At 73.6% G+C, this 18,295-nt stretch carries 12 protein-coding genes; 6 read left to right on the top strand and 6 right to left on the bottom strand.

The window, feature by feature from the left end:
- The first annotated feature begins 43 nt into the window (after positions 1–43).
- Positions 44–1,903, top strand: a complete 1,860-nt coding sequence (locus AMIR_RS30845; protein WP_015804911.1) for an FAD/NAD(P)-binding protein — start codon at positions 44–46, stop codon at positions 1,901–1,903.
- Between the two features lie 444 nt (positions 1,904–2,347).
- Here the strand turns inward: AMIR_RS30845 and AMIR_RS30835 are convergent, their stop codons facing one another.
- A complete protein-coding gene (locus tag AMIR_RS30835; protein ID WP_118947847.1) occupies positions 2,348–5,089 on the bottom strand; it encodes an AfsR/SARP family transcriptional regulator in 2,742 nt (913 codons plus the stop codon).
- 153 nt (positions 5,090–5,242) lie between these two features.
- Here AMIR_RS30835 and AMIR_RS30830 point away from each other — a divergent pair, with 153 nt between their 5' ends.
- The 4 genes from AMIR_RS30830 (at position 5,243) to AMIR_RS30815 (ending at position 9,007) form a co-directional block, all read left to right on the top strand.
- A complete protein-coding gene (locus AMIR_RS30830) occupies positions 5,243–5,692 on the top strand; it encodes a hypothetical protein (protein WP_015804909.1) in 450 nt (149 codons plus the stop codon).
- A gap of 13 nt (positions 5,693–5,705) precedes the next feature.
- Complete coding sequence (locus tag AMIR_RS39750) at positions 5,706–7,496, top strand: PPE domain-containing protein (RefSeq protein WP_015804908.1); 1,791 nt, start codon at positions 5,706–5,708, stop codon at positions 7,494–7,496.
- Positions 7,493–8,263, top strand: a complete 771-nt coding sequence (locus AMIR_RS30820) for an ESX secretion-associated protein EspG (protein WP_015804907.1) — start codon at positions 7,493–7,495, stop codon at positions 8,261–8,263. The genes AMIR_RS39750 and AMIR_RS30820 overlap by 4 nt, the downstream gene beginning before the upstream one ends.
- A gap of 267 nt (positions 8,264–8,530) precedes the next feature.
- The gene (locus AMIR_RS30815) at positions 8,531–9,007 is read left to right on the top strand and encodes a flavin reductase family protein (protein ID WP_015804906.1); all 477 of its coding nucleotides are present in this window, start codon (positions 8,531–8,533) and stop codon (positions 9,005–9,007) included.
- A gap of 3 nt (positions 9,008–9,010) precedes the next feature.
- Here AMIR_RS30815 and AMIR_RS30810 read toward each other — a convergent pair whose 3' ends face one another.
- On the bottom strand, positions 9,011–9,748 hold the full coding sequence (locus AMIR_RS30810; protein WP_118947845.1) for an NADPH-dependent F420 reductase: 738 nt from the start codon (positions 9,746–9,748) through the stop codon (positions 9,011–9,013).
- A gap of 123 nt (positions 9,749–9,871) precedes the next feature.
- Here AMIR_RS30810 and AMIR_RS30805 point away from each other — a divergent pair, with 123 nt between their 5' ends.
- On the top strand, positions 9,872–10,711 hold the full coding sequence (locus AMIR_RS30805; RefSeq protein WP_015804904.1) for a LysR family transcriptional regulator: 840 nt from the start codon (positions 9,872–9,874) through the stop codon (positions 10,709–10,711).
- Positions 10,712–10,745: 34 nt separating this feature from the next.
- Here AMIR_RS30805 and AMIR_RS30800 read toward each other — a convergent pair whose 3' ends face one another.
- The 4 genes from AMIR_RS30800 to AMIR_RS30785 form a co-directional block, all read right to left on the bottom strand.
- The gene (locus tag AMIR_RS30800; RefSeq protein ID WP_015804903.1) at positions 10,746–12,401 is read right to left on the bottom strand and encodes an FAD-binding dehydrogenase; all 1,656 of its coding nucleotides are present in this window, start codon (positions 12,399–12,401) and stop codon (positions 10,746–10,748) included.
- A 167-nt stretch (positions 12,402–12,568) separates the two neighbouring features.
- Positions 12,569–15,808, bottom strand: a complete 3,240-nt coding sequence (locus AMIR_RS30795) for a S8 family serine peptidase (protein WP_015804902.1) — start codon at positions 15,806–15,808, stop codon at positions 12,569–12,571.
- Between the two features lie 707 nt (positions 15,809–16,515).
- Positions 16,516–17,052 (bottom strand): hypothetical protein, encoded by a 537-nt coding sequence (locus AMIR_RS30790; RefSeq protein WP_143760972.1) that lies wholly within the window; start codon positions 17,050–17,052, stop codon positions 16,516–16,518.
- 53 nt (positions 17,053–17,105) lie between these two features.
- The gene (locus AMIR_RS30785) at positions 17,106–18,281 is read right to left on the bottom strand and encodes a mechanosensitive ion channel family protein (RefSeq protein ID WP_015804900.1); all 1,176 of its coding nucleotides are present in this window, start codon (positions 18,279–18,281) and stop codon (positions 17,106–17,108) included.
- Between the last annotated feature and the right edge of the window lie 14 nt (positions 18,282–18,295).

Raw genomic sequence — 18,295 nt, 5'->3', positions numbered from 1 at the left:
GCAGGCGTGCGAGGCAAGTCCGTTCCACGTGCGAAGGAGCCCCGTGACCGCAGCACCGCACCCCCCAGGCGCCCGCGCGACCGTCGTGGTCGTCGGCGGCGGCCCCCGCGCGTCCGGACTGCTCGAACGCCTGGGCGCCAACGCCCCCGAGCTGCTCGCCCGACCGCTGGAGGTCCACCTGGTCGACCCGCACCCGGTCGGGGCCGGGCGGGTGTGGCGGCACGAGCAGTCGCCGCTGCTGAGGATGAACTCGATGGCCGAGGACGTCACGGTGTTCACCGACGACAGCGTGGTGTGCGAGGGCCCGGTGCGAACCGGCCCGTCACTCGCCGAGTGGGCGGACCTGGTGCGCTCAGGGGAGATCGAGGTCCCCCTGGACGACGCCGTCCGCGCCGAACTAACCGCGATGCGCCCGACCTCGTTCCCGTCGCGACGGGTGCAGAGCGCCTACCTGTCCTGGTTCCACCGCCTGGCCGTCACCCGGCTGCCCGAGGGCAGCACGGTGGTCGAGCACGTAGGCGAGGCCGTCCGCCTCACCGGCGACCAGACTCAATCCGTCTGGCTCGAAGGCAAAGCAGAACCACTAGTGGCCGACGTGGTGGTCCTCGCACTCGGCCACCTGGACGCCGACCTCACCCCCCAGGAGTCCGCACTAGCCGCGCAGGCCAAGGCCGCCAACCTCCGCTACCTCCCCCCGGACTACACCGCCGACACCGACCTCTCCACCGTCCCGGAGGCCGAGGACGTCCTGGTCCGCGGCCTGGGCCTGGCGTTCATCGACCTGGCGGTCCTGCTCGCGCAGGGCAGGGGCGGCCGTTTCGCACGGGAGAACGGTGTGCTGCGCTACCACCCGAGCGGCCGGGAACCGAGGCTCCTGGCCGGCTCACGCCGAGGCGTCCCCTACCACTCGAAGACCGGCTACCGCCTCCAAGGCGCTCCCCCCGAACCGCCCCGCTTCCTGGACGTGCGGGCCCTCCTGAACCGTCCGGGCCCGGTGGACTTCCACCACGACGTCTGGCCGCTGATCGCCAAGGACGTCGCACTGGGTTTCTACCGCGAACTGTTCACCGCCCACCCGGACCGCGTCACGCGCGGTTGGCCGGAGTTCTCGGCGGCGTTCGCCGCCCTGGACTGGTACTCCCCCCGGATGCGCGCCCTGGAGGCGGAGTCGATCCCGTCCCCCGAGGACCGCCTGGACTTCGAGACCTCGGACCGCCCGCTGAGAGGCGTGGTGCTCAACGGCCCCAACGAACTGCAAGCCCACCTGCGCGCCCACATCCAGTCCGACGTGACCCGACGCGGCGACCCGACCCACAGCGCCGACCTAGGCGCGTTCCTGGCCCTGCTGGGCGTGTACGGCGCACTCCCCCCGCTGTTCGCCTCGGGCCGCCTGGTGAACGAGGACGGCTGGTGGCACGGCTTCTTCAGCTTCCTGGCCAGCGGCCCACCCCCGGACCGACTGGAGGAACTCCTGGCGCTGTCCGAGGCCGGGGTGGTCCACTTCCTAGGCGGAGAGCTGAAGGTGACGGTGGAGAACGACGAGTTCGTAGCCCGCTCCCCCAACACGCCGGGCACCGAGACCCGCGCCAAAACCCTGATCGAGGCCCGCCTCCCCGACCACACCCTGCCCCGCACCCGCAGCCCCCTGCTGCGCGACCTGGTGGCAGCGGGCGAGGTCCTGGACGTGGCGGGCCTGGTCCGCGTAGACCCAACCGACAGCGCCCTGCTGGACCACGAGGGCCACCCACACCCCAGACGCTTCGCGGTAGGGCCCTACACGAACAACAAGGCACACGCCGCATTCGCCAGACCAAGGACAAACGCGCCAGGCTTCAGACAAAACGACGCCGTGGCACGAGCAGCCCTCAAAGCCCTAGCTGCCACCCCGACGCCCCCCGACTAACCCGCACCGCACTCGCGATCTCCAGGCCAATCGCACTCGCGATCTGCAGGCCAATCGCACTCGCGATCTGCAGGCCAACCGCACTCGCGGGCTGCAGGCCAACCGCACTCGCGGGCTGCAGGCCAACCGCACTCGCGGGCTGCGGGGCGAGCGCAGCGAGCCCACGCAGCCCCATTCCCGCGTCCCTCTTCTCCGTTTGGCCTGGCGAAGCCCGAGCACGCTTGTCAAGATGCCGCCGCACTGCCACGGCAGACCGCCCGAGTCATACGGCGTCTTGACGAGCGTGCTTGCCTGAAAGGAGGCCACACGGAGAAGAGGGACCCGGACCACCGCAGGGGTAAACCGCACCACCAACGGAACGGTCACCGGCCGACAGAGCCCGTCCCCCTCTTTTTTGGAGGTCTGCCCCGCCGGCGAGGCGTGCCCTTCAGCTCTTGACCTCCCCTACGCCCCCCCAGGCCCATCCACCTTCCCGCTCAACTCCTCCCCCTCCGTCAACCGCAAATCCCGATACCGCCGCAAAGCCTCGGACCAGTGCGGAACCGCCTGCTCCGCCATCCCCAACCGCTCCAGCACATCCCCGATGGCCCGGTGGCACAAAGCCTCCTGGTACCGATCCCCAATGGCCTCGGCCAACGCCAACCCGGCCCGATAGGACTCCAACGCCTCCTCAGGCCGCCCCAACTCCTGCAGCACCGCCCCCACCGTGTGCAACGTCGCCGTGTGCGCCTTGGTCGGCGAGTCCCCGCTGAACAACCCCAGCGCCTCCACCGCGTGCCCCAGCGCCAGCTCCGGTTCCCCCCGAGCCAGCAGCACGTTCGCCAGGTTGTTCAACCCGCTGGCCCGAGACCGCGCGTCCCCGACCTCCCGCGCGATCTCCACCGTCTCCCTGATCCGCTCCTCGGCCTCCGCCAACCGCCCCGCCGCCATCAGGCAGTACCCCAGGTTCGCCAGCGCCGCCAGCTCCAGATGCCGGTCCCCGATCGCCAGCGCCGCGGACTCCCCGCACGCCGCCACCGCCTCGTCGATCCGCCCCAGGTCCGCCAGCGTCGACCCCAGCCGCAGCAGGAACGTGGCCTCCGCGTGCTTGTCGCCCAGCGCCCGCGCCGCCGTCAACCCGATCCCGCACAGCGCCAACCGGTCCAGCCGGTTCCCGCGCCGGAAGTGGAACGCGTCCAGGCACAGCGCCAACTGCCACGTCCGCTCCCGCAGCCCCGATCCGACCGCGATGTCCAGCGCCAGACCGAGGTTCGCCTCCTCCAGCGTGAACCACCCCAGCGCCGCCTCGTGCGAGCGCAGCTCCGGCGCGCTCGCCGGCTGGTAGCTCAGCGGCTCGAACGGCTGCACGTGGTCCGACAGGTGCCCGCGCGCCAGGTCCGCCACGTGCAGGTAGTAGTCCAGCAGCCGGTGCGTGGCCTCGGTGTTGTCCTCCTCCGGCTCGGTCGCCGCCAGGTGGTGGGTGAACAGCCGCACCAGGTCGTGCCGCGAGTACCGGTCCGGCATGGACTCGTGCAGCAGGTTCGCGTACGCCAGCGTCCGCAGGTGGGTGCGCGCGCTGCCCACGCCGATGTCCATCAGCGCCGCCGCCGTGTAGCTGTCCAGGTCCGTGCCGGGGTGCAGCCCCAACCTCCGCAGCAGCCGTGCCGCCGCCTCCGGCAGCTCCCGGTAGCTCACCGCGAGCGCCGCGTGCACGCCCGTGCCCGCCTCCAGCGACAGCCCCGACAGCCGCCCCTGCTCGTCGCGCAGCTCGTCCACCAGCGACTGGATCGTCCACCTCGGCCGGGACGCCAGCCGCGCGCCCGCGATCCGCAGCGCCAGCGGCAGCCGGTCGCACAGCTCGACCAGCTCCGCCACCGCCTCGGGCTCCTGCTCGATCCGGTGCCTGCCCAGCGCCGCCGCCAGCAGGTCCTCCGCCGTGCCCTCCTCCAGCTGCGGCACCTGCAGCGACGTCGCGCCCTCGGTCACCACCAGGTCGTCCAGCAACAACCTGCTGGTCACCAGCACCATGCACCGCGCCGACCCCGGCAGCAGCGGCCGGACCTGCTCCGCGGACCTGGCGTTGTCCAGCACCACCAGCACCCGCCTGCCCGCCACCAGCGACCGGAACTGCGCGGCCTGCTCCTCCAGGTCCACCGCGATCTGCGAGTCGTCCACGCCCAGCGCCCGCAGGAACCCCACCAGCGCGGTGCGCGGGTCCAGCGGCTCGGTCTCGTCGAAGCCGCGCAGGTTCACGAACAGCTGGCCGTCCGGGAAGTCCGCCGCCACCCGGTGCGCCCAGTGCAGCGCCAGCGCCGTCTTGCCCACCCCGGCCGGACCGACCAGCAGCCCGATCGCCGAGTCCTGCCCGCCCAGGTCCGCCTCCAGCGCGGCCAGCTCGCAGGCCCGCCCGACGAACCCCCGGTGCTCCCTCGGCAGCTGCGCGGGCGCGCTGACCTGCGGCGCGGACACCGGCCGGGTCGCGACGACCCCGCCGTCCAGCACCGCCTGGTACGCCTCGCGCAGCTCGGGTCCCGGATCGACGCCCAGCTCCTCGGCCAGCTGCTCGCGGGTGCGGTGGAACAGCTCCAGCGCCTCGGCCTGCCGCCCCGCGCCGTGCAGCGCGAGCACCAGCCTGGCCACCAGCGGCTCCCGCAGCGGGTGGTCGGCGACCGCGCCGGTCAGCGCCGCCACCGCCTCCTCGGCCCGGTCCAGCCGGAACAGCCGGGTCGCCAGCTCCTGCACGGCCACCGTGCGCAGCTCCTCCAGCCGCGCCGACACCGACTCCCGCAGCACCTCGCTCGCCACGTCCGCCAGCACCGGTCCGCGCCACAACCGCAGCGCCCGCGCCAGCTCCTCGGCCGCCCGCTCGTCGTCCGCGTCCCGCGAGCCCGCGACCAGGTCCTCGAACCGGAACACGTCCACGGCGGACCGGTCGGCGGTCAGCAGGTAGCCCGGCGAGCGGGTGACCAGCGCCACACCGCCGCCCAGCACCTTCCGCAGCTGGGCGATATGTCCCTGAAGGGCCGCTTTGGCCTGCGGCGGCGGCGAGCCGTCCCACACCAGCGACAGCAGGCGATCCCCGGACACCACCCGGTTCAGCTCCAGCGCCAGCGCCGCGAGCACCGTCCTGCGCTTGGCCGCGCCGAGGTGGACCGCGTCCCCACCTGCGGAGACGAGTTCAACCGGGCCGAGCAGGTTCACCCGCATCTGCAGACCTTTCGGCTTCGTCACGGTGCGGCGAAAAGTTTCCCACACGAGCATCCGCCGCCGATCCACTCGCATTGGTGGCGCGTTGGGTTTGCGTTGGCGACGCCTGGCAGCTTGGGTTCCGTCCTGCAGACTGCCTTCGCGAGGGAAACGATGTACATCGACGAAGCGGGAACCGACAACCAGGCCCAGCAGCCGGTTGCGCCGAAGAAGCGCGTCCCCCTGGGCGAAGAGGTCGTGGCGCTCAACGAGACCGTGAACTCCGGCAAGGTCTCGCTCGACCCCGTCGTGGGCGAGGAGCTGCGCAAGATGCTCCTGGAGCAGATCGACCAGGTCGACTCCTGGCTGGAGCGCGCGGGCAGGCTCGCCCGCCCCGCGCCGCTGGGCACCAACCCGGTCAGCGAGCGGATGAAGTCGAAGTTCGAGGAGCGCGCCGAGGGCGACCCCTACTCCTTCGCCTCCGTCATGACCTCCTACCGCGAGGTGCTGCAGCAGACGCACGACTCCGTGCAGAGCGCCATCCGCAACTTCCAGGCCATCGACGAGGAGCACCGCGACGAGCTGCGGCGGCTCAGCGGCGCGGCCAACCTGAACAGCAACTGAGAGGACGGGGCTCGTGGAGCAGGAAGCGGCGGACCTGGTTCTGACCGACACCCAGAACTGGGCGTCCAGGTCGCACCGGGAGCTTTACGACTCGGTCCACACGAACAACGACCCCGGCCAGACCGGTGAGATCGGTTCGGAGTGGGGCCACTTCGGCACCGAGCTGACCGAGGCCGCCCGAGTGATCAACGAGCGGGTCTCGGCCAGCGAGAGCGGCTGGACCGGCGACTCGGCCGACGGCGCGCGCGCCGCGATCCGGCTGCTGTCGAACTGGGTGACCGAGACCGCGGAGACCGCCGTCACGGTGGGCACCAGGGTCCAGGAGCAGGCCCAGATCATGCAGAACGCCCGGACGAACATCCCCGAGCCGGTGGAGTTCAACTGGGACCAGGCCACCAACACGCTCAGCTCGGGCGGCCTGACCTGGCTCGCCTCGTCCTCGGTGGACGTGCAGGCGGCCAACGAGCACGCGCGGCTCCAGCACGAGCACGCCGTGAACGTGATGACGTCGATGGAGAACGACTCCCGCAACGTCGACCAGAACACCCCCAAGTTCAGCCCGCCGTTCAACCCGACCACCGGCGCCTACGAGGAGCCCCAGGTCGCGACCATCCGCACGGTGGACGCGCCCGGCCTCGGCGACGCCTCGGGCGCGCTGACCGCCGCCGGCGTCACCAACGCGGGCGGCCAGGTCTCCGGCTACGGCGGCCCGGCGGGCGCGGGCGGCGCGGGTGGCGGCGGCGCGGTGTCCACCGAGGGCTACAAGCCGGTCGGCGGCAGCGGGTACGAGGGTCCCGGCGGCGCGACCACCTCGGGCAGCAGCACCGGTTACGCGCCCGCCGCAGCCGGCTACAGCGGCCCGTCGGGCGGCGGCGGCACGACCAACCAGAGCTACGCGTCGCCGACCCCGGCCGCCGCGTCCGCTCCCACGTACACGCCCCCGGCGAACTCGGGCTACACCCCGCCCGCGTCCTCCCCGTCGCCCTCGTACGGCGGCTACACGCCGACCCCGCAGGGCGGCTACACCCCGCCGCAGTCGACGTACACGCCCCCGGCGACGACGAACACCTCGGGGACGACGTACTCGCCGCCGAAGACGACGAACCCCGGTTACACGAACCCGACGAACAACCCCGGCTACACGCCGCCGAACTACCAGACCGGCACCGGCGGCAACACCGGCGGGTACACCCCGACCAACCCCGGTTACACGAACCCGACCAACAACCCCGGCTACACCCCGCCGCGCCCCAACACGGGCGTCGGCACGGGCACCGGGTACGTCCCGCAGGGCGGGGCCAACACCAACCCGCGCTACACGCCGAACTTCGGCGGCGCGGGTGGTGCGGGCGGCGCCGGTGGCGGCTTCGGCGGTGCCGGTGGCGCCGGCGGCGGCGCGGGTGGCGCGGGCGGTGCGGCTGCTGGTCGCTTCGCCGGTGGCGCGGGCGGCTTCGGCGGCGCGGGCGGTGGCTTCGGCGGCGCCGGTGGTGGCGCGGGCGGCGGCATGGGCGCGGCGGGCAGCCAGATGGGCGCGGGCGGCTCGTCGGCGGCCTTCGCGGGCGGTCGCGGTGGCGCTCCCGGCGTGGGCTTCGGCCCCGGCGCCGCGGGTGGCGCCGGTGGCGGCGGCACGCCGATGGGCGGCGCCCCGATGGGCGGCGCGGGCGCGGGCGGCCAGGGCGCGGAGGACAAGGAGCGCCGTTCCGCCGCGTACATCCGCGGTGAGGACATCTTCGAGGTGCCGGGCGAGAACCTGCCGCCGTCGGTGATCGGCGGGGTCAAGCCCAAGAAGGGCGGCCAGTCGTGATCGAGCCGGAGTACCTGCTCACGCCGCGTCAGCTCGACGTGCTGTGGCAGGACCTCGGGCTGGGCAGGCTGCCCTACCCGCTGGACGTGCCCAGCCTCGGCGCGACCGAGGCCGAGCGCGCCCGGCTGCGCGAGCAGGTGCTCGCCGAGCTGGGCGGCCAGCCCGACCACCGGCTGGTCTCGCTGCTGCGGCTGCTGGCCGACCACCGCGTGTCGGTGGACGCCATCGCGCACGTCGAGCGCCCGATCCGCGCCGTCGCCGTCTCGGACGGCGACCGGGCGGCCCTCGCGGTGATCGACAGCGGCAGCGTCGGCCTGCTGGAGATCCGGCCGACCTCGCTGGCCAGGTCCATCGTGGAGGTGCTGCCCGCAGGCGCGGCAGGTCCCGGCTCGTCGCTGTCGCTGCGGGTCGAGACCATGAGCGCGGCCGTCGCGATGCAGGGCCAGTCCGACGGCGACGAGGACGACCCGTGGGGCGACTCCGAGGTCGACGAGCGCACCGCGCTCCAGCGCGCCGGCCTGTCCCGCGAGGACGCCACCGCGCTGAGCGAGCTGGCGGCCAACCGCAAGGCGGGCGGGCAGTTCGGGGTGTCGCACGGCGGTGGCGGCGGGTACCGGGCGCAGCGGGCCGGGGTGACCATCACCTGGTTCGACACGCACCAGGGCCGCTACCTGATGGTCCGGGAGAACGGGTGGCTGAGCCTGGCCCCCACGGACAACGACCGGATCGCCAGCCGGATCGACTCGGTGCTGGCCGGGGTCGCCTGAGCGGCCCCTCGCAGCCTGACCCGGAGGCCCCGTCGCGCACGTCGCGGCGGGGCCTCCGGGCTGTTCACGCCCTTTCCGGCCCGTCCGGGACCTCCCGGCCCGTTCGGGACCTCCCGACTCGACAGGGACCTCCCGACTCGGCCGCGCGTTCCCGTAGTGCCCTGGGCGCGCCGCGCTTCCCGCCGGGTGGACGTCCTTGAAGCGCCGCCCGCCGGGTTGCATCCTCGGGGGCGGGGTCCGACGTGCCCCAGGAGAGGCGGGTGCCCGATGGTCGAGTCGTCGCTGGGTCTGCGCGGGGTGTTCCGCGACTTCCCGCAGGGCGTCGGCATCGTGACCGCGACCGGTGGCGACGGCCCGGTGGGCGTCACGGTCAGCTCGATCACCTCGGCCAGCCTCGACCCGCCGCTGGTGGTGGTGTGGATCGGCCAGGGCGCGTCCGCGTGGCCGGTGCTGCGCACCGCCCCGCTGTTCGCCCTGCACCTGCTGCACGCGGGCCAGACCGCCCTGTCCGACCTCTTCGCCCGCTCCGGAGCCGACCGCTTCGGCCAGGCCACCCGCTGGGAGCCGGACGGCGACGGCGTCCCCCACCTGCTCGACGCCCCGGCCCGCCTCAGGTGCCGCACGTCCCGCCGGATCGTGGTGGGCGACCACGTGGCGCTGGTGGGCGAGCCGCTGGCGATCGAGCACACGGCGGGCACCTCGCCGCTGGTGCGGTTCCAGGGGCGGTACACCTCGGTGGCGTAGCGGCTACAGCTGGAACCCCGCCCGCGGGCGCGTGGTCGACGCGGCCAGCTCGCGCACCCGCGACGCGGGCAGCGGCACCCCGTCGGCGGCCTGGAACCAGGCCACCACCTCCGCGATCGGCAGCCCCTCGGGCGGCAGGCCGGTGTACGGCACGGCGTACAGCGGGGTGTTCGGCTCGCTGCGCCAGCTCTCGGCCAGCGGGCCCAGGTCGACCGCGTCGAAGCCCAGCGCGGCCAGCAGCGCGGCGACCTCGGCCTTGGCCGCCGGGTCGTCGCCGGACAGCGGCAGGGCGGTGCGGTCGGGGGCGCCGTCCGGGCGGTGCAGCCGCAGGAGCTGCCGGGGGCCGATGTTGTGCAGCGCCTTCACCACGCGGGCGCCGGTCAGCGCGCGCTGCACCAGCTCGCTGGAGGTCAGCTCGTCCCGGTCCAGCTCGGGGTTCTCCCAGCCGGGCTTGCGGGCGTAGTTCATCGGGTCGACCACGACCTTGCCCGCCAGCTCCGCCACCGGCAGCCGGTCCAGCGCGGTCAGCGGCACGGCCGCCACGACCACCTCGCCCGCCAGCGCCGCCTCCGCCGGGGTCGCCGCGCGCGCCCGCCCGCCCAGCTCGGCCACCAGCGCGGCCAGGGACTCCGGGCCCCGCGAGTTGGCCAGCACGACGCGGAGCCCCGCGTCGACCGCGCGCCGCGCGACACCCGCCCCGACCATGCCGGAACCGATGACGCCGAGGGTGGTTGTGCTCACCGCGCTGCTCCTCACCTGCGCCCCGACCACCGGGGCGCGCCTCCCATCAGACCCGCCGCGAACCGGGCGGACAACGAGCGGACCCGCCCCGCAGCGATCACGTCCCGTGATAGATCAGGGGGTGTGGAACTGCGCGCGCTGCACTACTTCGTGACCGTCGCCGAGGAGCTGCACTTCGGGCGGGCCGCCGAGCGGCTGCGGATCGTGCAGCCCGCGGTGAGCCAGCAGGTCGCCCGCCTGGAGCGGGAGCTGGGCGCCCGGCTGCTCGACCGGACCTCCCGGCGGGTCCGGCTGACCCCGGCGGGCGAACGCGTCCTCGCCGCCGCCCGCGAGACCCTGGCCGCCGCCGCGCGGGTGCGGGTGGTGGCGGGGGAGCGCGGGGCGGTGGTGCGGATCGGGCTGGCGTCCTGCGTGGACGCGCGGGTCGACCGGGCCCTCGGCCGACTCGGCGACGTGGAGCCGGAGCTGGTGGACCTGCCGGTGCCCGCGCGCCTGGCGGCCGTGCGGGCGGGCGAGCTGGACGTGGCGCTGGTGCGCGGCGCGGTGCGGTCCGGGGACGACCTGCGGGTGGCGCGCGCGTGGGGGGAGCGGCTGCACGCCGTGCTGTCCCACGAGCACCCGGCGGCGGGCGCGCCGTCGGTGAGCCTGGCCGACCTGTCCCCGGAGGGCCTGCGTTTGCCCGCCCGCGAGGCGGACCCGCCGCTGCACGACGCGATCCTGGCCGCCCTGCCGACCGCGCCCCGGCGGTCGCCGTCGGGGGACCTGATGAACGCCCTGTACGAGGTCGCCCGCGACCCGGCGGGGTGGGCTCTGCTGCCGGAGGGCCAGGTGGCGAACGTGCGACCGGGCCGGGTCGTCCCGGTGCCGGTGGACCCGCCGCTGGAGGTGGACGGGCACGTGGTGGCGTCGGTGGTGACGCCGGCGTCGTGCCTGGCGTCGTACGTGGCGGCGTTCGGGGACTGAGCGGGGCGCGCCCACCGGGACGCGCCCCGGACCCCTACCCCAGCGCCTTCGCCGCAGCCCGCCCCGCGGTCCGCCCCGAGAACAAGCACCCGCCCAGGAACGTCCCCTCCAGCGCCCGGTACCCGTGCACCCCGCCCCCGCCGAACCCGGCCGCCTCACCGGCCGCGTACACCCCCTCCAGCACCGACCCGTCCTGGGTCAGCACCCGCCCCGACAGGTCCGTGTGCAGCCCTCCCAGGGTCTTGCGGGTCAGCACCGACAGCCGCACCGCGATCAGCGGTCCCGCCTTCGGGTCCAGCAGGGCGTGCGGCTCGACCACGCGCATCACCTTGTCGGTGAGGAACTTCCGCGCCTCGCGCATCGCGTTCACCTGCATGTCCTTGCCCAGCCCGGACAGCACCTGCCGGTCCCGCTCCACCACCACGCGCTGCAGCTCGGCCGCGTCCACCAAATCCTCGCCGACCAGCGCGTTCATCCCCGCCACGACCTCGGCGACGGTCCGCCCGGTGATGAACTCCGGCGACCGCTTCGCGAACACCTCCACCGGCGTCACCGCGCCCGGCAGCACGCGCTTGAGGAGCATCTTCACGTCGCGCCCCGTCAGGTCCGGGTTCTGCTCCGACCCCGACAGCGCGAACTCCTTGCCGATGATCCGCTGGTTCAGCAGGAACCACGAGTGCCCGTGCCCGGTCTTGACGATGTGCTCCAGCGCCCCGAGCGCGTCGAAGCCGGGGAACAGCGGGATCGGCAGCCGCTTGCCGGTGGCGTCCAGCCACAGCGGCGACGGGCCGGGCAGGATGCGGATGCCGTGCCTGCTCCACACCGGGCTGTGGTTGTCGATGCCCTCCGGGTAGTGCCACATGCGGTCCTCGTTGATGATCCGCCCGCCCGCCTCGTTGACCACCTGGAGCATCAGGCCGTCCACGTGGTCCGGCACGCCCGACAGCATGTGCTCGGGCGGCGTGCCCATCCGCGCGGGCCAGTTGCGGCGCACCAGCTCGTGGTTGCCGCCGATGCCGCCGCTGGTCACCACCACGGCCTGCGCGCGCAGCTCGAACGACCCGGCCACCTCCCGCGAGGACGGCTCCGCCCGCTCCACCGCGGACGGCACGAGCACCTCGCCGCTCACCCCGTCGACCACGCCGCCGGTGGTGGTCAGCCCGGTCACCCGGTGCCGGAAGCGGAACTCCAGCAGCCCGGCCGCCTCGGCCTGGCGCACCCGCTTCGCGAACGGCTCGACGATGCCCGGCCCGGTGCCCCAGGTGACGTGGAAGCGCGGCACCGAGTTGCCGTGCCCGCCCGCCAGGTACCCGCCGCGCTCGGCCCACTGCACCAGCGGGAAGAACCGCACCCCCAGCCCGTGCAGCCAGGCCCGCTTCTCGCCGGAGGCGAAGTCCACGTAGGCCTCGGCCCACCGCTTCGGCCACTCGTCCTCGGGGCGGTCGAACGCCGCCGAGCCCAGCCAGTCCTGGAGCGCCAGCGCCGACGAGTCGCGCACCCGCAGCCTGCGCTGCTCGGGGGTGTCCACCATGAACAGCCCGCCGAACGACCACCAGGCCTGCCCGCCGAGCGAGGCCTCGGGCTCCTGGTCGAGCAGCAGGACCTTGCGCCCGGCGTCGACGAGCTCCGAGGCCGCGACGAGCCCGGCCAGCCCCGCGCCGACGACGATGACATCCGCGTCATGTGCCATCGGGCGAGTCTAGAGGCGTCCGGCGCTGCGGCACGAGACCTGAATATTTTTCAGAACACTGCCGTTCGAGCACGTCCGCGCCCCGCCATCCCGGAAGCGGCCCCGTGAACGAGCAGGAGCCCGCCCCCGCCGAAGCGGGGACGGGCTCCTGACGAACGCAGAAGCGGTCAGGCCACGTTCCGCACGACCACCACGCCGCTGCCCACCGGCACGCCGTCGGAGGTCAGCACGCCCAGCTCGCCGCGCAGCTCGCGCCCGTCACCGGGCTTCGCGTTCGCGGTCACCGCGCCCGTCGCCGTCCACGTCGCACCGGCGGTGCGCACCGCGTCGGTGTCCGCCACGGCCACCGAGCCCAGGCTCGGCGCGGTGAACACGTCCAGGTAGTCGTACTCGGTGGTCCCGGCGGGCACCGCGTACCCGTCGACGACCACCCGCCACGCGCCCGGCGCCGGGTTGGCCACCGACACGGCCTCCTCCGAGTCCGCGTCGGCCGACTGCACGTACAGCACGCACGACCCGGAGGTGCAGTTGTACAGCAGCAGGTCCAGGTCGGCGGTCACGTCGCTCGTCTTGCCGATCGACGCCCGCAGCCGCGTGGCACCCGCGGGCACGACCAGGTCGTACTGCGCGGTGGTGCCGTCGGCGATGGTCGGCCGCGCCACCTTCGCGCTGCCCAGCGGGCCGCCGACCAGCTTGCCGGTGAACGTCGCCAGCGAGTTGGTCACCTGGTACTGGCGCTCCACCGGCGTCCCGGCCACGACCGACTCGATCACGTCCGGGTTCGGGGTGATCGCGGTGCCCAGCACGGAGGCGGTCACCGAGTACTTGGCCACGTCCGCGTCCGAGGTGCGCCGCGCCTCGACCACGATCTCCCACACGCCCGGCGTCGGGTTCGCGACGGTGCGGCTGGTGGGCGTGCCACCGGAGCAGCCCGCGCCCGCGTCGGGGTTGTAGCAGTTGGTCGACGAGGTGGTGTCGAACGGGACGCCGTACGGGTCGAAGCGCAGGAACCGCACCTGGCCCTTGCCGGGGTCGCCGCCCGCGGCCATGTCGACCTTCAGCGCGCTCGTGCCCTCGGGCACCTTCACGAAGAAGCTCTGCGACTGGTTGCGCGGCAGGTCGCCGGTCCTGGTCACCTGGTAGGAGCCCTTGGCGGTGAACTCGTCGGCGGCGAAGACCGTGTTCAGGGTCATCGCGTCGACACCGGCCGTGGACGAGTTGTCGATCTCCAGCACGGCCGAGTGCACGCCGGTGGTCTTCGGCTTGACCTTCACGGCCAGCTGCACCGGCTTGTTCAGCGGCAGGGTGACCCTGGTGCCCGAGGAGAACGTGCCGTCGTTGCCCTTCCACGACAGGCCGAACTGCTGGTTCTTGTCCGGGCCGGTGGTGCGGGTCAGCGTGTAGGTGCGGGTGTACTCCTTGCCCGCGACGACGCCCTCGCGGTCGTGGATGCCCACGCCGACGCCCGGCGTGGCCAGCAGGTCGTCCAGCGCCGTGTTGACCTCGACCGAGGTGGTGACGTTCTGGGTGTTGACGCCCCGGTTCAGCTCAGCCCAGGCGCGCTTGACGTCGAACAGGCCCGCGCCCTGCTCGTAGGCCTGGAGCGAGGAGACCCACTTGGCGCCGGTCTTGATCGCGGTGCGCAGCTGCGCGGCGTTCGGGCGCCGGCCGTCGTGCGTGGCCTTGTACGCGCTCACCAGCAGCGCGGCGGCGCCGGTCGCCTGCGGGGCGGCCATCGAGGTGCCGTTCAGCATCGCGTAGCCGGCGGGCAGCTCGTAGGTGCCCGCGACGGGGCCGGAGGGCAGCCACTGCGGGGTCGTCGCGATGGCCGAGCCGGGCGCGACGATGTCCGGCTTGAAGCCGCCGTCCTCGCGCGGGCCGCGCGAGGAGAAGCCGTGCAGGCCCTCGGCCTGCTTGGTCACCGAGCCGTAGTTCGACAGCCACGTCTGCTTGGTGATGTACGAGCCGACGCTGATCGAGTCGGAGGCCACCGACGGGTCGCCCACGGTGTTGGCGCCCGCGCCGCTGTTGCCCGCGGAGATGAACAGCTGCACGTTGTACTCGGCGATCGTGCGGTTGTACAGCTCGGCGCGCGCGTTGTTGCCGTCGTTGAGCGGGGGCAGGCCGCCGATGGAGATGTTGACGACGTCGGCGCCGTTGCGCGCCGCGTACAGCACGCCGTCGATCAGGCCGCTGCTGGTGCAGGACGGGGTCGACAGGCAGACCTTGACGGCCATCAGCTTCGCGCCGGGCGCCGCGCCGACCATCTTGCCGCCGAACAGGTTGTTGGCGGAGGTGATGCCCGCGACGTGCGTGCCGTGCTGGGCGGCGGAGATGCCGATGTTCACGTACGGGGTGCCGCCGTTGTCGTACACCGACTTGTCGGTCTGCACGACGAACGCGACCTGCTCGACGGTGCCCGTCGCCGGGTTGTCGACGCCGAAGTGGCCGACGTCCTTCTTGTGCTTGTAGTCGATCATCGGCTTGTCGTCGGTGAAGTCGCCGTCACCCCTGACGTCGACCCGCACCTCGCGCGTCGAGACGTCCTGCAGCACGCCGAAGGCGTCGTTGCGGTCGCCGTCGCGGTTCAGGTCGCCGCCGGTCTCGCTGTTGCTCAGGCCGAGGTCGCCCGAGGTCTCGCGGAACAGGCCGAAGCTGTACGTCGCGCCCCTCGGCACCTTGTAGGTGACGCCGCCGACGGTGAAGTCGGCCGTGTACCGGCCGGACATGCCGATCCACGTGCCGTCGCCGGAGTTGGTGGCGTTGGCGTTGTACCAGTCGACGACCTTGGTCTCGCCGGTCGTGGTGGTCTTGAGCGCCGGGTGGTCCAGGTCGATGCCGGTGTCCAGCACGGCGATCGTGGTTCCCCGACCGTCCCACTTGGAGTGCGCGTCCGTGAACTGCGCGGCCTGGGTGTCCTGGGTCGGCAGGTACGGGTTCTTCTTGGGCGTCTTCGCGTCCGGGGCCTTCTGCGGCAGCGGCGCGGCGGAGCCCTCGGGGCGCGGGTCGTCCAGCGCGACCAGGCCGTCGACGTCCACGGCGCGGACGGTGTCCAGCTTCGCGGCCTTCTCCGCCTTGTCGCGCGGCAGCGACACCTTGGCGTAGTCGATGTCGCGCTCGGTGGACTGCACGGTGCCGCCGAGCGCCTTCAGCTCGTCGACGGCCGAGTCGAGCTCGCCCTTCTCCGCGGCGACCAGCAGGGTCACCTCGGCCTGACCGGCGCGCTCGGCGTCGGCGATGCGCTCGCGGTCGACCGAGTCCAGCTGCTTGGACGCCTCGGGGGCGCCCTGGGGTGCTTCCTGCGCGAGCGCGGGAGTGGCGGCGAAGCCGATCCCAGAGGTGCCGAGCACGGCCGCGAGCAGAGCCGCCCCCGTGCGGTGCCGCCACCGTCTGCCTGAGTTGTTCACGGCGCAAACCCTTCGTGGGGAAAGATTGGCGCAAGCACATCGCTGGACGGGTGCCGAAACAATCAGACGAACGGCTCAAGCGCGGATTCCACATTGGACCGGTAGGTCTCTTGCGCGAGCGCGCCGGAGGTGCCGCAGAACCCCGTGAGGGGTGCGACGCCTTCAGTCAAGAGCCGACCGGCGGGAATGTCAACCGGTGTCAAAGGTGAAATCGGGAAATCGGTGCGGGGGTGCTAACGAAAGCCCTCGGGCGCCGATGCGGGCCGTCACCGGGCGATCACGGGCGGTCCTGATCCGGGGCGGTGCGGTGAAGCCCGCCACAAGCGGGCATCGTCGGGCGTCCCGGTTCGTTGGGCCTACTGGTCGGCGTGGTGGACGTTGCGCCGCGCACCCCCGTTCCGCAGGGCACTCCCCCTGGCCCGCGGATCCGCTCGGGGGTGGCGCGCGCTCCCGCCGTCGTCGACCGCCGTCGGCCGGACGGCGTCCCCCCACCGCTCGGCCGACGGCCCGGACAATGCCGGGCCCGACGGGTCGAACTCGACCCGCCGGGCATTCGGGCGTGTTGTCGGATTGCGCTCGGGGCGCGCATTGGCGGGGTGATCCACGACGCATTCATGACGCCGCCGGGTCGACCGCGCAACCCGCGCATTTCCGCCACCGGCCATTTCCCGGCATTCGGACGCGGTTGCGCTCGGCGTCCCGGAGCATCACGGTTCCGGCAGGCGGTGCTCCACCGGCTGGTCCACGTCGACCCGTCGCACGCCCGCCAACGAGGCGAACGCCTCGGCCCGCTCCACGGGGACGGCGAGCCGGGCGTACCCGACCGCCGCGTCCTCGGCCAGCACCCGCGCGCCCGCCTCCCGCGCCGCCGCGACCACCTCGGCCTCGTGGCCCCGCTCGGCGACCACCACCAGCTCGACCTCACGGGCGCCCGCGCGCCGCGCCTCGCGCAGCGCCGCCCTGCCCTGCTCGGTCAGCTTGTCCCCGCTGCTCTTCCCCTCGGGCACCGGCGCCTCCGCGCTCGTCGTCCCGGCCGACGGGACCGTCGACCGCTGCGGGGACAACGTCCCGGACGTGCTGACCGTGCCCCGCTCCTGCGGCGGGGAGGGCGGTGGCGAGCTCGCGCCGCCCCCACCCGCCGAGCAGCCGACGACCACCGCCGCCACCGCGCCCAGCACCAGCGCCCCCAGCCCTGTCCCGCCGAGCCCAGCCCTGCCGAGCCCCGTCCCGCCGAATCGCCGCACCCCGCACCACCGCATCCCGCGCTCGCGCGCTCCAGGCCCCGGACCACCGGTCGTCACGGCGAGGACGGAACCCCGACCCGCACCGGTTGCATCTCCTGCGTGCTCGTCGGCCCGCTGAACGCCTGCACCCGCTCCTCGCCGTCCGCGCTCTCGCCGAACACCCGGTTGTCCCCGTGCGGCTCCGCCACCTCCGGCCGCCGTGGCGTGGTCTTCGGCATGTCCCGCACCCGCACCTGCGGCAGCGCGCCGGGGTGGTTCGCCCGCAGCCACGTCACCAGGTGCTCGCGCACCACGCACCGCAGGTCCCACAGGCTCGGGGCGTCCCGCGCGGACACCAGCGCCCGCAGCTTCACGAACGAGCGCAGCGCGTCCGTCACCTGGAGCACCGACACCCGCCCGTCCCACAGGTCCGTGCTCTCCAGCGCGTGCCGCAGCTCCTGCCGCATCTCCTCCACCGGCACCGTCCAGTCGACCTCCAGCTCGACCGTGCCGAGCAGCGCCGACTGGGTGCGCGTCCAGTTCTCGAACGGGGTCTTCAGGAAGTGCGAGGTCGGCAGGATCAGCCGCCGGTCGTCCCACAGGTGCACCACCACGTAGGTCAGGGTGATCTCCTCGACCCGGCCCCACTGCTCCTCGACGATCAGCACGTCGTCCAGCCGCAGCGCGTCGCTGAACGCGATCTGCATCCCGGCGAACACGTTCCCCAGCAGCGACTGCGCGGCCAGCGCCGCGATCGCGCCGATCACGCCGGCCGACGCCAGCAGCGACGCGCCCGCCGCCCGCGCGCCGGGGAAGGTCATCAGCACCGCGGCGACGGCCACCACCGACACCACGCCGACCGTGACCCGGCGCATCAGCCGGACCTGGGTGTGCACCCGCCGGGCGTGCCGGTTGTCGTCCACGTCGATGCGGACGCGAGAGAGCGTCGCGTTCTCCAGCACCACCAGCAGCGCCGCCAGCAGCCACGCGCCGCTCAGGATCAGCGCGATCCCGACCGCGTGCAGCGCCGTGGGCCGCCACTCCCCGCTGGCCGTGACGCCGAGGGAGAGCTGCAGGGCCACCAGGGCGGCCACCACCTGGGCGGGCCGGTGCAGGTGGCGGGCCAGGTTGGCGAACAGCTCCGACTTGCGGCCGATCCTGGCGACCGTCCGGTGGACCAGCGCCACGGCCACCAGGGCGACCAGCACCGATCCGGCGAACGTGACGATCGTGACAACGGGGGCGGGCACGCGTGGCACCTCCT

The organism is Actinosynnema mirum DSM 43827, assembly GCF_000023245.1.
In the GTDB taxonomy this organism is placed as follows: Bacteria; Actinomycetota; Actinomycetes; order Mycobacteriales; family Pseudonocardiaceae; genus Actinosynnema; species Actinosynnema mirum.
Note: the sequence above shows the minus strand (reverse complement) of the source record. Positions and strands in the feature narration are given on the sequence as shown.